This window comes from Hyphomonas sp., assembly GCF_046313735.1.
Taxonomy (GTDB): domain Bacteria; phylum Pseudomonadota; class Alphaproteobacteria; order Caulobacterales; family Hyphomonadaceae; genus Hyphomonas.
The window spans coordinates 58066-69683 of the sequence record NZ_JBKBXW010000020.1; the positions used below are offsets into that span (position 1 = coordinate 58066).

General features: G+C 66.0%; 15 protein-coding genes. 6 read left to right on the forward strand and 9 right to left on the reverse strand.

Going from position 1 to position 11618, the window contains the following annotated elements; genetic code table 11:
* Positions 1-10 precede the first annotated feature (10 nt).
* Both tadA and ACK4SV_RS11105 read right to left on the reverse strand, forming a co-directional pair.
* Complete coding sequence (gene tadA, locus ACK4SV_RS11100; RefSeq protein ID WP_409917896.1) at positions 11-463, reverse strand: tRNA adenosine(34) deaminase TadA; 453 nt, start codon at positions 461-463, stop codon at positions 11-13.
* A gap of 70 nt (positions 464-533) precedes the next feature.
* Positions 534-1202, reverse strand: coding sequence for a crotonase/enoyl-CoA hydratase family protein (locus ACK4SV_RS11105; protein WP_409917897.1), 669 nt, complete (start codon positions 1200-1202; stop codon positions 534-536).
* Positions 1203-1338: 136 nt separating this feature from the next.
* Here ACK4SV_RS11105 and rsmD point away from each other — a divergent pair, with 136 nt between their 5' ends.
* The gene (rsmD, locus tag ACK4SV_RS11110; protein WP_409917898.1) at positions 1339-1899 is read left to right on the forward strand and encodes a 16S rRNA (guanine(966)-N(2))-methyltransferase RsmD; all 561 of its coding nucleotides are present in this window, start codon (positions 1339-1341) and stop codon (positions 1897-1899) included.
* Positions 1900-1968: 69 nt separating this feature from the next.
* Positions 1969-2367 (forward strand): hypothetical protein, encoded by a 399-nt coding sequence (locus ACK4SV_RS11115; RefSeq protein WP_409917899.1) that lies wholly within the window; start codon positions 1969-1971, stop codon positions 2365-2367.
* Positions 2368-2385: 18 nt separating this feature from the next.
* Here ACK4SV_RS11115 and ACK4SV_RS11120 read toward each other — a convergent pair whose 3' ends face one another.
* The 5 genes from ACK4SV_RS11120 to ACK4SV_RS11140 all read right to left on the reverse strand — a co-directional run bounded on the left by ACK4SV_RS11120 (position 2386) and on the right by ACK4SV_RS11140 (position 6032).
* The gene (locus ACK4SV_RS11120) at positions 2386-3156 is read right to left on the reverse strand and encodes a hypothetical protein (RefSeq protein WP_409917900.1); all 771 of its coding nucleotides are present in this window, start codon (positions 3154-3156) and stop codon (positions 2386-2388) included.
* Between the two features lie 106 nt (positions 3157-3262).
* Positions 3263-4261: a DUF3667 domain-containing protein gene (locus tag ACK4SV_RS11125; RefSeq protein WP_409917901.1), complete on the reverse strand. Its 999-nt coding sequence runs from the start codon at positions 4259-4261 to the stop codon at positions 3263-3265.
* A gap of 76 nt (positions 4262-4337) precedes the next feature.
* The gene (locus tag ACK4SV_RS11130) at positions 4338-4748 is read right to left on the reverse strand and encodes a hypothetical protein (protein ID WP_409917902.1); all 411 of its coding nucleotides are present in this window, start codon (positions 4746-4748) and stop codon (positions 4338-4340) included.
* 17 nt (positions 4749-4765) lie between these two features.
* A complete protein-coding gene (locus ACK4SV_RS11135; protein WP_409917903.1) occupies positions 4766-5608 on the reverse strand; it encodes an NlpC/P60 family protein in 843 nt (280 codons plus the stop codon).
* Between the two features lie 37 nt (positions 5609-5645).
* Positions 5646-6032 (reverse strand): MarR family transcriptional regulator, encoded by a 387-nt coding sequence (locus ACK4SV_RS11140; protein ID WP_409917904.1) that lies wholly within the window; start codon positions 6030-6032, stop codon positions 5646-5648.
* A 133-nt stretch (positions 6033-6165) separates the two neighbouring features.
* Here ACK4SV_RS11140 and ACK4SV_RS11145 point away from each other — a divergent pair, with 133 nt between their 5' ends.
* Genes ACK4SV_RS11145 through ACK4SV_RS11155 form a run of 3 tightly spaced genes read left to right on the forward strand, consistent with a single transcriptional unit; the run spans position 6166 to position 7883 of the window.
* A complete protein-coding gene (locus tag ACK4SV_RS11145; protein ID WP_409917905.1) occupies positions 6166-6645 on the forward strand; it encodes a transcriptional repressor in 480 nt (159 codons plus the stop codon).
* The gene (locus ACK4SV_RS11150; protein ID WP_409917906.1) at positions 6642-7565 is read left to right on the forward strand and encodes a thioesterase family protein; all 924 of its coding nucleotides are present in this window, start codon (positions 6642-6644) and stop codon (positions 7563-7565) included. The genes ACK4SV_RS11145 and ACK4SV_RS11150 overlap by 4 nt, the downstream gene beginning before the upstream one ends.
* Before the next feature lie 30 nt (positions 7566-7595).
* Positions 7596-7883, forward strand: a complete 288-nt coding sequence (locus tag ACK4SV_RS11155) for a DUF1330 domain-containing protein (protein ID WP_409917907.1) — start codon at positions 7596-7598, stop codon at positions 7881-7883.
* A 12-nt stretch (positions 7884-7895) separates the two neighbouring features.
* Here the strand turns inward: ACK4SV_RS11155 and ACK4SV_RS11160 are convergent, their stop codons facing one another.
* Positions 7896-9086, reverse strand: coding sequence for an amino acid aminotransferase (locus tag ACK4SV_RS11160; RefSeq protein ID WP_409917908.1), 1191 nt, complete (start codon positions 9084-9086; stop codon positions 7896-7898).
* A gap of 163 nt (positions 9087-9249) precedes the next feature.
* Here ACK4SV_RS11160 and ACK4SV_RS11165 point away from each other — a divergent pair, with 163 nt between their 5' ends.
* The gene (locus tag ACK4SV_RS11165) at positions 9250-11232 is read left to right on the forward strand and encodes an ATP-binding protein (RefSeq protein WP_409917909.1); all 1983 of its coding nucleotides are present in this window, start codon (positions 9250-9252) and stop codon (positions 11230-11232) included.
* A 76-nt stretch (positions 11233-11308) separates the two neighbouring features.
* Here ACK4SV_RS11165 and ACK4SV_RS11170 read toward each other — a convergent pair whose 3' ends face one another.
* Complete coding sequence (locus ACK4SV_RS11170) at positions 11309-11551, reverse strand: type II toxin-antitoxin system ParD family antitoxin (protein WP_409917910.1); 243 nt, start codon at positions 11549-11551, stop codon at positions 11309-11311.
* Between the last annotated feature and the right edge of the window lie 67 nt (positions 11552-11618).

The following is an 11618-nucleotide window of genomic DNA, read 5'->3' on the forward strand; positions in this document are numbered from 1 at the left end:
GCCCGGTGTTCTAGCTCCGGCGGCTGCGGAAGAAATCCTTCAGCTGCCGCGCGGCCTCGTCTGCATGCGCCTCATCCTGCACCACTTCGGGGCGCCAATGGCAGGTCGGCTGCTCAAAGAAGCGCGGTCCGTTCACCACAGCCCCGCCTTTCTCATCGCCCGCCGCAAAGACCAGCCGCCGGATGCGCGCAAAGCTGATCGCCCCGGCGCACATCGCGCAGGGCTCCAGCGTCACATAAAGGTCCAGCCCCGTCAGCCGGTAATTGCCGAGCCTTGCCGCCGCCGCGCGCAGCGCCATGATCTCCGCATGAGCGGTCGGATCATGCCCGGCGATGGGCCGGTTCGCACCTTCCGCGATGATCTCTCCGGTCGCCGGGTCCACGATCACAGCGCCCACAGGCACTTCGCCGGCCTCCGCCGCCAGCCGCGCCAGCTCCAGCGCCCGCACCATGGGAGGGGTCATGACAGCACCATCGGGATATCCAGTTCGTTGTATCCAGCTAGAGCATCAAATGATGCCGGGCGCGATAAGCCTAAAGCTCCAGCGTCGGCGTCAGCAAGTCTATCGTCGGCTGGCGCGCCATTCGCTTGTTGCGGCCATAGGCGTGGTTGGCGATCGGCAGCAGGCGTTCGGCCTCGGCCATTGCGGCGGCCATCACCTCGCCCGGCTCCACGACCCGGTCCACCCATCCCGCCACTGCCGCCTCGTCCGGCGAATACATCCGCGCCTGCGCCAGCGCCTCGGTCAGGTACATCGGATTGAGCCGCGCGCGCGGCAGCTCCACCCCGAAGGCCGGCAGCGTCATGCCATTCACTGTCTCATTCGCCCCGATCCGGTAAGCGCCGCGCGCCGCAATCCGCGTATCCCCGCCGAGCAGCAGGAAAGCGCCCATCGCAATCGCATGTCCCGCGCACGCGATGACGACCGGCTTCTCGCTGGTAAACAGCCGGAAGGCCAGCTTGCCGCCGCCCACCACGAGGCCGCGCACCTGGTCCGGCTCTGCCGCCGCAAAGAATTTGAGATCAAACCCCGCCGAGAACCGCTCCGGCCGGCCGGCCAGCACGATCACCTTCGCTTTGGCATCGGCCTCATCGAGGGCCGCGTTCAGCGCCTCCAGCATGGCCGGGCTGATGGCGTTGGCCTTGCCGTCATCCATGGTGATCAGGGCGATGTCGTTCTCGAGGGTCAGGCTGGCGGTCACGGGGGGCGTCTCCTTGGTTGCGCGCACAGAAAAAACTCTAGTCAGAGTAGAAATCAAGCGGTTTCGCCGGGTCAGGCGCCTCGCTTGTCTTTCGCGCGTGTGCCCCCTAGACGCTGGCGTCAAACAGGAATCCGCCATGCGCATCATTGCCGGACAACACAAGGGCCGCAGCCTCGCCGCGCCGAAAGGCATGACGACACGGCCAACGAGCGACCGCACGCGCGAGAGCGTCTTCAACATTCTCGCCCACGCCGCCTGGGGCCCGCCGATCGAGGGCGCCCGCGTAATCGACCTGTTCGCAGGCTCCGGCGCGCTCGGCCTGGAAGCGATGAGCCGGGGCGCCGCCTTCTGCCTGTTCGTCGAGACCGACCATGCCGCGCGCGGCGCCATCCGCGACAATATCGAGGCGCTCGGCCTGTTCGGGAACACCCGCCTCCACCGGCGATCGGCGACAGACCTTGGCGAGAAGCCCGCCGGCGTCGGCAGCCCGTTCAGCCTCGCCTTCCTCGACCCGCCCTATCACAAAGGCCTCGTCCAGCCCGCACTCGACTGCCTCATAAGCGGCAACTGGCTCAGCGAAGACGCCGTCGCCATCGTGGAAACCGGCGCGGACGAAGCGCTTATGTTCCCCGGCTGGGACGTCATCGACACCCGTGACTTCGGCGCAGCGCGGGTGCAGTTCCTGAAGAAACTGTAATCCGCCTGCGGATTCTCTGCGGCGCTTCTCTGTGTTTCTGTTCGGCCGTGCGGCGAAGGAGGCGGGCAGATGAATTTCAGCAGACGGACAATGCTCACATGCGCAGCCAGTGTGCCGTTGGCGCCGTTGGTTGCCGAGGCGGCGCAGGCTGCGAGACGCCCGCTTTTCGTTTTTGATGAGGTAGACCCGGTCCGGGAGATCGTCGCCAACTACTGCCGCCGTGACTTCGGCGTCGAGGTCCTGGGCGAGGCGCTCACGCCCGGTCAGGCCCGCGCTCTGATCCATCGGGACCCGAGCCGTTTCAGCGCGATCTACTGGCGCGGGGGCGAGGAGACGGTCGATGGCACGCGGGCTGTGATCTGGTCCGACAGCAGCCAGGTTGTGATCGACTGCCCCTTTACAGTACGCCAGATGCTGAAGGCCGTGAGCGCGGTGACCGGCTGGGAGTGTGCCCGCCTCCGGCCCTGAAAGCGGCGGCGGTGCCCCTCAGAACATCCGGTCGACCATCTCCAGCGCGGCGGGCATGCTGCCGACCCAGAAGGCGATGCCATAGGTGACGATGATCACCCCTGTTGACCAGAGCGTGCCCTCATGCGGGCGCTTGAGGCGCATGAAATCCCAGACGAACACCGCCGCCACAAGCAGGACCACAACCAGCAGCGAAATCGGCATCGCGGGCGCGCCCGGCAGGAAGATTTGCGCGGCGCGGAACACCGCCGGCACCATCAGGCTGATGCTCGCCAGCATCATCAGCCGCTTGTGGAAGGCGCCATTGTTGCGCCTCAGCCAGGCCCAGCCGACCAGGAAGACAAAGCCGATCAGGTTGAACACATCAAACCAGAACAGCGGCGCCCCGAAGCCCAGCGCCACCTCGCGCGGCAGCCCCGCGCGCGTCACCCTCGGCAGGAAATCAAGCATCACCGGAACCACTGAAATCACCAGCGCAGCCGCGAGCACCATGCCAAACATGCCTCGCCGCCTGTGCAGCCGCACATTGCCCGCCTGAACCAGCGCAGACTGCACGATGAGCAGCGCAAACCACCCCGTCAGGATGAAGCCGTGCACATACAGCGCCGGCGTGAAGAACGCGTCCTCGAACAGGCGCGGCGGCGGCACGAAGGCGCGCAGGTAGAAGGTCGGGAAAAAGCCTGCAAAGATCAGCGCCATCAGCACGGCGCCGATGACCAGGAAGAACCACGGGTCCGCCCTGCGCCGCGCAGGCTGGCGGGCCGCCGCCCCTTCATTCATGGTCGTCATGTCCCCTCGCGGCTATTCTGAAGCACTGCAAGGCAGACTGCCGCCAGAACCCGGAATTGCAAGGAACAATTGAGCAATTCCAGATCCGCACCCGGACCCGCACGCCTCAGGCCGAGACCAGGATCGCGGCCGGAATGATGATGCCGCCCAGTGTCAGCACGATCATATAGGCCAGGCCGACCAGCAGGGCCGCCAGCCCCGTCTTGATCCAACCCCGGCGGTAGGCCCCGCGCAGCGACAGCAAGAAATAGACAAACACCCCCAGCACCGCTGCTCCAAGAATGACCTGCAGGCCGAGATGCACCCCCCAGACGCCCACGGCCAGCAACACAAAGGCCGCTGAATGGGTGTAGAGTGAAAAGATCATGTGATCGAACAGGAACGTCTGGGGGCCCCGGAAGAACGCGCCCAGCATCAGCGCCAGCAGCGGCACCATCACGATCATGAAACGGCCCAGCCAGACATTGGCCTCATTGTTGAGCGGGCGCGGATCCTGGATCGCCCGCCCCATGCCAGCGATCAGCCGGTTGAGCACAGTTGAGTACGCACCCCCGCGCGGATCACCGGCCAGTGCCTCGTCGATCTCGCGGCTGAGTTCGCCGGAGCACCGCTCCCACAGCGCCGTGTCGACCTCGATATCCCGCGCCCGCACGAAGAAGCGCCCGGTCGCCCCGAAACCGCAGGAAGTCCGTTCGGCGGTTTCGGGATCGTCAGGGTCCAGCCCGGCGATCCCAAGCTCTGCCGCAGTGGGCGGGGTGTGGCGCACCTCAATCGCGATGAACAGCGTATCGGCAAAGCTCAACGTCACGAAAAACACAAAGCTGACGATCAGGAACAGGCGCACCGGCGGTGTGTAAGTTGTTCTGTCGCCCTGCATGTAGCTCGCCGGAACCCGCCCCGGGCTGCGCGCGAGCCGGACGACCGTCCGCACCGCCCGGGAATCAGCGGCAAACGCATCCTTGGCATAATCTTTCGCCAGGGACAGGAAACTGCGGCGATAATCCTCCGCGCTCTGCCCGCAGGCGGCACAAAAGCGCCCCGTGAGCGGCGCCGCGCAGGCCTCGCAACGGTCTGGGCGTTGATCCGGGGTTTGCTTCTCGTCCATGACCCGGCCCTGCTGCTGGCTGTCAGTTCCATAAATAGACGAAACGGTCGGATCGTCCAATCAGGGGCGACGCCCCTCAACCCACCAGGTCGCTCGCAATGCAGCGCCTCACGCCGCGCTCGATCTTCGTGGCATGGAACAGCGTGCCGTCATCGACGCTGCGGAAAAGGTAGCCGCGCGGCGAGCGCTGGCCGCGAAAACAGGACGTGCCGGTGCCCGGATAGGTGAAACAGGCCTGCGCCTCATCGGTGATCTCCAGAACACCTTCCAGAACGCGGTCCTCGATCTCGTACAGGGTCCGCCCGCCGGGCTCGATACATTCGTTCCAGCTGATGCCATAGCCGACCACGATGCCGGACATCCGGATGCCGAACAGCTCCGCCCGCATCACCTCCGCCGTCAGCGGCTCATTGCCCTGCGCCCGGGCCGTACCGGCCAGTCCCGTCATCAGCGAGGCAAGGAGCAGCAATAGGACAATCCGGATCATCACAGCGCGCCTTCCATTCAGGACTGAACCGGCAGCATACGCCGCGCCGCCGCAAGGTCCAGCCTGCGCACAGATGTCACCGGCCCGGCCACCCGTTCCAGCCGCTCCATCGCCGGCCCCAGAGGCTCGCGCGCCGTCGCCATATGGAAGGCATTGGCGTGCAGCAGCTCGTCCGGCGCCGTCAGGATTCCCGCATGCCCCTTCCAGAACATCAGGTCCCCGCGCCGCAGCGCGCCCGGCGCCTGCCAGTCCTCGAGCACCTCACCGGCAACTACCTCCTGCTGGTCGGAATCGCGCGGCAGCAGCACCCCGCACGCCTCAAACGCCTGCTGGATCAGCCCGCTGCAATCGAGGCCAAGGCTCTCCCGCCCGCCCCACAGGTAAGGCGATCCGATAAACCGCTCGGCCACTGCCGCCGGGTCCGCCTCGAAGGCGTCCAGCGCCAACAGATGCGGCGCATACACCCAGCCCGCCCGCGCGCACTGCGTCCAGACGCCCGCCTGCTGCCCCGTGGCCGCCACCCGCGCGCCAAGGCTCAGCAGGAACAGTGGCGCGGATTTCACGTCCGGCTCCGCGAAACAATACGTACGTAGCGCCCCTACCTTGTGCGTCGCCGCCAGAACCGGCGCCGACAGGGCCTCCATCAGCACCCAGCCCACATATCCGTCGCGCCGGCATTGGCCGAGGCCAAACTCCCCCTCCTCCCGGAAGATCTCCACGACCTCCCCATGCAGGGCCAGCGTCGCGATCTCGCCATCGGAGGCCGGCGTCTTGCGCACGGGCACCGCGCCCGCCGTCACCTGGAAGGCGATCGCCTCCCCCGGCGGGCGGGCAAGACGCGGATCATCAGCAGCGGCCATCAAGGCGGCTCCCTGTCAGGACTGGGTCAATGGGTGCTCAGGCTACCGCAGAATTGCGACGGGAGGGAGACTTCGCCCCGCCCGTCTCTTCCCCGGACGCTGCCGCAAGCACCAGCCGCGCAAAGGCGCGCAGATAGGCCATGCCCTCGGCTGTCCGCTCGATGAAGATCGAGCGCAGATCGGTATCGTCCGGCAGGCGGCGGATGAAGTGCAGCCGCTCCAGCGCGTCCAGCGCCCGGGTCACGGCGGGCTTGGCAATGCCCAGATGCTCAGCCAGGCCCCGCACGGTATGCGGCCCCGGCGTCAGCGCCACGGTCATCAGCACAGCCTGCTGGCGCGCTGTCAGGTCAGGCGCGTCCGAGCGCACAGAGGCGGTCACCGCCTTGCGCCACAATTCCAGCCCTTCGCGCTCCGTCATCTGCATACCGCTACACCCTGCCTCACCCGGCGGAAGATTCGCCTCACGGAAGAATCTCGGGTGATTTGCGCGGGGCGTCCAGAGCCCCGATGCGCATTGTGCTCTTCACATCCGGGGCAAAACACCCGACATTGCCGCCATGGCAGCCACACACTCGCACAACCCCGCCAACACGCCCTGCGCGCCGCAGGACGCCGACGCCTTTCTCGCAGAGGCTGAAGCGCTCGTCCTGCGCCAGGGCCAGCGCATGACCCGCATCCGCCGCAAGGTGCTGCGCCTGCTCCTGGAAAGCGGCGCGCCGGCCAAGGCCTATGACCTGCTCGCCAATCTCGATGGCGAAGGCTCCGCCAAGCCGCCGACCATCTACCGCGCACTCGACTTCCTCCAGGAAGCCGGCCTCGTCCACAAGATCGAAAGCCTCAACGCCTATGTCGCCTGCGGCCATACCAGCCACAGCCACTCGGCGGTGTTCCTAATCTGCGAGACCTGCCAGAGCGCCGAGGAACTCCACGCCGTCGCCACCAGCCGCGCCCTGAAACTGGAAACCGAAGCCGCCGGCTTCGCGATGACCCGGGCGGTGATCGAAGTGCGCGGCCGCTGCCGGGATTGCCACTCATGATCCCGCTCTGGCAGGGCAGCTGCAATCAGTGGGACTGCGACGAGATGGGGCACATGAATGTGCGCCTCTATGTCGAGAAACAGGCCGAGGGCCTGATCGCCTTCGCCCATGCGCTCGGCCTGCCGGAAGCCTTCCGCGCGAGCGCGCCCGCCACCATCGTGCCGGTCGACCAGCATATCCGCTTCGTGCGCGAAGTGCTGCCCGGCCGGCCCATCTCGATGCAGGGCTGCGTGCTGGAGATCGGGGAGAGCGACGCAGTCCTCTACCAGGAATTGCGCCATCTGGACGGCAGCCTGTCGGCCTCCTTCCGCACAAGGATCATCCATATCGACACCGCCGAGGGCGAACGCTTCCCCTGGACCGCCAAGACGCGCGCGAAGATGGAAGCCCTCAGGGGCGAGGCTCCCGCCGAAGCCCTGCCGCGCAGCATCGAGCCCGATGCGCCCGGCCTGCCTGCCGTGGACATCACCCTCGCCCGCGCGCAGGCGGCAAAGGCCCCGCGCATCGGCATGGCCGCCGTGCCGCCCGGCCATTGCGGCGTACACGGATGGATGGAGCCCAGCTGGTTCATCGGCCGGCTGTCAGATATGGTGCCGAACTTGCTCTTCGACTGGCGCAGCCGCGTCGGCCGCAAGGACGGCGAGAAGCGCATCGGCGGCGCCGTCCTCGAGTACCGGCTGCGCTACCACCGCCTGCCCCGCGCAGGCGACCTCATCGTCGCGCACTCGTCCTTCGGCGGAATAAATGGCAAGACCCATTCTCTGGTCCACTGGCTGCTCGACCCCGTATCCGGGAATGCCTGGGCCAGCACGCAGGTCGTCGCGATCACGCTGGACCTTGACGCCCGCAAGGCCGTGCCCGCCCCGCCGGAAATGATCGCCGAACTCGAACGCCTCGCCCCGCCGGGCCTTGGCGTCTGAACAAAAAAACAAATGGAGGAGACCCGACCCATGGCAGCCTATGTCATCCTGATCCGCGAGAAGCTGCGCGACGACGCCGCCATGAAGCGCTATGCCGAAGCCGCCGCCGCCGCGCGCGGCGACCACAAGATCACCCCGCTCGCCTTCTATGGCCCGCACGAAACCGCCGAGGGCGCCGCCGCCGACGGGGTCGTCATCCTTTCCTTCCCCACGATGGCGGAGGCCAAAGCCTGGTACGACAGCCCCGCCTACACCGAGGCGCGTGCCAATCGCTACCAGGCCGCTGACTACCGCGTGATCTTCGTCGAAGGCGTCTAAAATAATCCGCCGTCAGACGAGATAGCGCGCAAGAATCTCCGAAAGCCTCGGAATATCCCGCGGGTGAAGCCCCGCTATATTGATCCGGCCAGACGCTGGCATATACACGCCGTCGGCCTCGCGCAGGCGCACCGTATCCTCGACCGAGAGCGGAAGCTGCGAAAACATCCCGTTCTGCGTCTTGAGCGCGCCGAGCGCGTTCGATCCCGTCTTCGTCACGAGTGCGTCCGATAGCGATGTCCGCAGGCCGATCATCCGTTCACGCATCGATGTCAGCTCCGCCTCCCATTCAGCGCGCAGCTCTGCATCACCCAGGATCGTGGCTACGATGCCGGCGCCATGCGCAGGCGGCATGGACCAGGTCGCCCGGCCCATATCCGCCACATGCGTCGTTGCCGCCGCAATGCCCTCGGCCGTCTTGCCAAGAGCGAGGAAAGCGCCCGTCCGCTCGCGGTAAAGGCCGAAATTCTTCGAGCAGGAATAGGCGATCAGCGCTTCGCCAGCCTCTTCCATGAAGGCGCGGATGCCGGCCATGTCTTCCTCGAGGCCGGCGGCAAAGCCATGATAGGCCACATCGAGCAGGGCGATCAGGCTTTTCTCGCGGCAGATCCGGCCAAGCTCGCGCCAGTCATCCGTCGACGGATCGATACCTGTCGGATTGTGGCACGGCCCCTGAAGGATCACCCCGTCGCCGGGCTCAGCAGCTGAAAGATCCGCCAGCGCCCCGAGGCGATAGAACCCGCCATCACGCGCATAGGCATAATCCTTTACCTCAAGGCCGAGGGACTTCACGACGTTGGGATGGTTCGGCCAGGTCGGCTTCGACACCCAGACCCGCCGCGTGCCCATGCGCCGCATCAGCCCTGTGCCGAGGAACAGGGCCCCGCAACCGCCCGGCGCAGTGAATGACAGCACACGCCCCTCCACCAGCGCGGGATGATCCTTCCCGAACACGAAACGCTCGATATGGGCGCAGAAATCGGTATTCCCGCGCGGACCTTCATAGACTTTCGTCGCCTGCGCCGCGATCATCCGCGCCTCGGCCTTCCTTACCGCCGAGAGGATCGGCGTCTCGCCCGCTTCATCCTTGTACACACCGACGCCGAGATCGAACTTCTCCGTCCGCTCATCGGTCCGGTAGGCCACCATCAGGCCCAACAGGGCATCCGGCGGCAGCGTGGAGAGCGGCGAAAAATGCGACATCGGAAACCAGCCCTTGTTCAGACTTATGGCGCCTCCCCTAGCGGCTTTTGACCGGGGGATAAACCCTCCGAGCCTGCTCCCGCCGTGAAAGATAGCGTTAACACGAAATTCACCACACCGGTAGAAAATGGGGGATAAAAATATAATCTACCGGGGGATTCACATGATGCCCGACCGCTCCCTGCAGCCGGAAGGCCCGGCGCTTGCCCAGCTTCTGCAGGCGTTCCTCGACGCCCTGCCCGATCCCGTTTTCATCAAGAATGATGCGCTTGAGCTGATTTACGGCAATCCGGCGCATGACCGCTTCCTCCAGCAGGCGACCGGCCGGGCAGGCTGCATCGGCCAGACCGACCGCGACCTCTATCCAGAAGCACAGTGGACCGTCTTCGAGCGCGAGGATCATAAAGTCCTTGCCGGGAGCATTTCCTTCAGTGAAGAGAAGATCGGCGATGATGTGATGGCCCTGACCAAGAAGGTTCCCGTGCGCCTGCCCTCTGGCGCGGTCGGTGTTGCCGGCATCAATTTCGACATCACCGAATACAAGCGCCTCGAAGACAAGGCCCGCGAGACCGAGGCGGCCAATCACGCCAAATCGCAATTCCTTGCCGCGATGAGCCATGAGATCCGTACACCCCTCAATGGCATCCTTGGCATGGCCCAGTCTCTCGCCGCAGACCCCTCCCTCACGCCCGCCCAGCGCGACAAGGTCGACACCGTGCTCGATTCCGGCCGCACACTCCTCGCCATTGTCGATGATGTGCTGGACCTCTCCAAGATCGAAGCCGGCAAGCTGGAGATCTGCCCGGTGGACGGTGACCTGCGCCACGCCGTGCGCCGCGTCATCCGCCTGTTCGAGCCGAAGGCGCAGGAAAAAGGCATCACGCTGCAGCTCGACACCTGCGACGGCCTCATCAGCGCGCTCGCCTTTGATCCCGTCCGTGTACGCCAATGTGTCAGCAACCTCGTCTCCAACGCCATCAAGTTCACCGATGCAGGCCTGGTGATTGTCCGCCTCGCCACATGGGCTGACCAGAATGGCGGCGCGCGCGTCAGCGTCTCGGTGTCAGACACCGGCATTGGCATCAACCCGGAGGCGATGGGCCGGCTCTTCTCCGATTTCAGCCAGGCCGACAGCTCCACCACCCGCCGCTTCGGCGGCACAGGCCTCGGCCTTGCGATCACGCGCCGGCTCGCGCGCCTCATGGGCGGCGATGTCACCGTCACCAGCGTGCCCGGCGAAGGCTCGACTTTCTCCTTCACCTTCCTCGCCGAAGCCGCCCGCGGCCCCGCCTGCCCTGCGGACGACCCTGGCGAGTTGCCCGCCGCCCCATCCCATTCCCTGAACGGGGCGCGCATCCTCCTGGCTGACGACAACCGCGTGAACCGCGAAGTCGTCAAACTTTTCCTCGCCCCGCACGGCGTCTCGATCACGGAAGCGGCAAACGGTGAAGAAGCCCTTGCCGCACTGGCCCGCGAGGCCTTCGACATCCTCCTCCTCGACATCCACATGCCGGTCATGGACGGCATGAAAGCGCTGGGCATCCTGCGCGCATCTGATGCACCGTATAAGGACATTCCGGTCATCGCGTTGACGGCGGACGCCATGTCGGGCGACCGCGAGCGTTTCCTCGCCCTCGGCGCCAATGGCTATGTCACCAAGCCGATCGACCAGTCGGAGCTGATCAGCGCCGTCTCGCGCTTGCGCACCCCGCGCGCGCCGGTGGCCACCGCGCCTGCCGAGTTTGATCCGCTGGCGGATCATCTGAGTGCCCTCGCCGGGGCCGGCAGCCTGCCCGGCCCGGGCGACGCGCTCGCGCCGCTACGCGCCGAATGGCTCGGCGCCGCACGCAGCCAGTTCGCGCAGCTGGCGCAGGACCTCCGTACAGAAACCAGCGCCGACCATGCCGCCCTCTACCGCGCCGTGCATGACTGCCAGGGCCAGGCGCCCCTCTTCGGATACACGCTCGCTGGCCAGGTCGCCAGCGACCTCTGCGTCATCCTACGCGCCCGCAAAGGTCCGCTCTCGGACGAAACCCGAACCCTCGCCGCCCGCTATCTCCGCGCCATCACCTACTGCCTCGACAACGCCATCACCGGCGATGGCGGCCCGTCGGGCCACGCGCTCAGGCTGACGCTCGCGGCGTGATCAGTGTAAACTTGCGGGGTACCATACTATCACATCCGCACACGGTCATTCGCCGCCGCGCGCGGGGCACGGAAACTCAAGCGCGAGCGCTCTTCCGGATACCCTCAAAAAATGCCGGGATATCATCGACCTCAACGAAGCCGCTCGCCTCCGCCTCTTCGAGCAGCTTTTCGAGCGCGGCGATCTTCTCCTGTTTGATTTGCTCGCGCCGGATCAGGTCGCGGATCAGGTCGGAAGAGTTGGCATATTTGCCGTCCTGAGTCTGCGCCTCGACCCAGGCTTTCATCTGGTCCGGAAGGGAGATGTTCATCGTGGCCATGTCGGCGCTCCTTTGAACGGAGCATCGCGGGAATGGCAAAGTTTTTCAAGAATGTCGGGTGGAGTGA

Coding starts and splice junctions, on each gene's coding strand:
- tadA (WP_409917896.1), bottom strand. CDS start 463: ATGACCCCTCCCATGGTGCGGGCGCTGGAGCTGGCGCGGCTGGCGGCG.
- rsmD (WP_409917898.1), top strand. CDS start 1,339: ATGCGCATCATTGCCGGACAACACAAGGGCCGCAGCCTCGCCGCGCCG.
- ACK4SV_RS11115 (WP_409917899.1), top strand. CDS start 1,969: ATGAATTTCAGCAGACGGACAATGCTCACATGCGCAGCCAGTGTGCCG.
- ACK4SV_RS11120 (WP_409917900.1), bottom strand. CDS start 3,156: ATGACGACCATGAATGAAGGGGCGGCGGCCCGCCAGCCTGCGCGGCGC.
- ACK4SV_RS11125 (WP_409917901.1), bottom strand. CDS start 4,261: ATGGACGAGAAGCAAACCCCGGATCAACGCCCAGACCGTTGCGAGGCC.
- ACK4SV_RS11130 (WP_409917902.1), bottom strand. CDS start 4,748: ATGATCCGGATTGTCCTATTGCTGCTCCTTGCCTCGCTGATGACGGGA.
- ACK4SV_RS11135 (WP_409917903.1), bottom strand. CDS start 5,608: ATGGCCGCTGCTGATGATCCGCGTCTTGCCCGCCCGCCGGGGGAGGCG.
- ACK4SV_RS11140 (WP_409917904.1), bottom strand. CDS start 6,032: ATGCAGATGACGGAGCGCGAAGGGCTGGAATTGTGGCGCAAGGCGGTG.
- ACK4SV_RS11145 (WP_409917905.1), top strand. CDS start 6,166: ATGGCAGCCACACACTCGCACAACCCCGCCAACACGCCCTGCGCGCCG.
- ACK4SV_RS11150 (WP_409917906.1), top strand. CDS start 6,642: ATGATCCCGCTCTGGCAGGGCAGCTGCAATCAGTGGGACTGCGACGAG.
- ACK4SV_RS11155 (WP_409917907.1), top strand. CDS start 7,596: ATGGCAGCCTATGTCATCCTGATCCGCGAGAAGCTGCGCGACGACGCC.
- ACK4SV_RS11160 (WP_409917908.1), bottom strand. CDS start 9,086: ATGTCGCATTTTTCGCCGCTCTCCACGCTGCCGCCGGATGCCCTGTTG.
- ACK4SV_RS11165 (WP_409917909.1), top strand. CDS start 9,250: ATGATGCCCGACCGCTCCCTGCAGCCGGAAGGCCCGGCGCTTGCCCAG.
- ACK4SV_RS11170 (WP_409917910.1), bottom strand. CDS start 11,551: ATGGCCACGATGAACATCTCCCTTCCGGACCAGATGAAAGCCTGGGTC.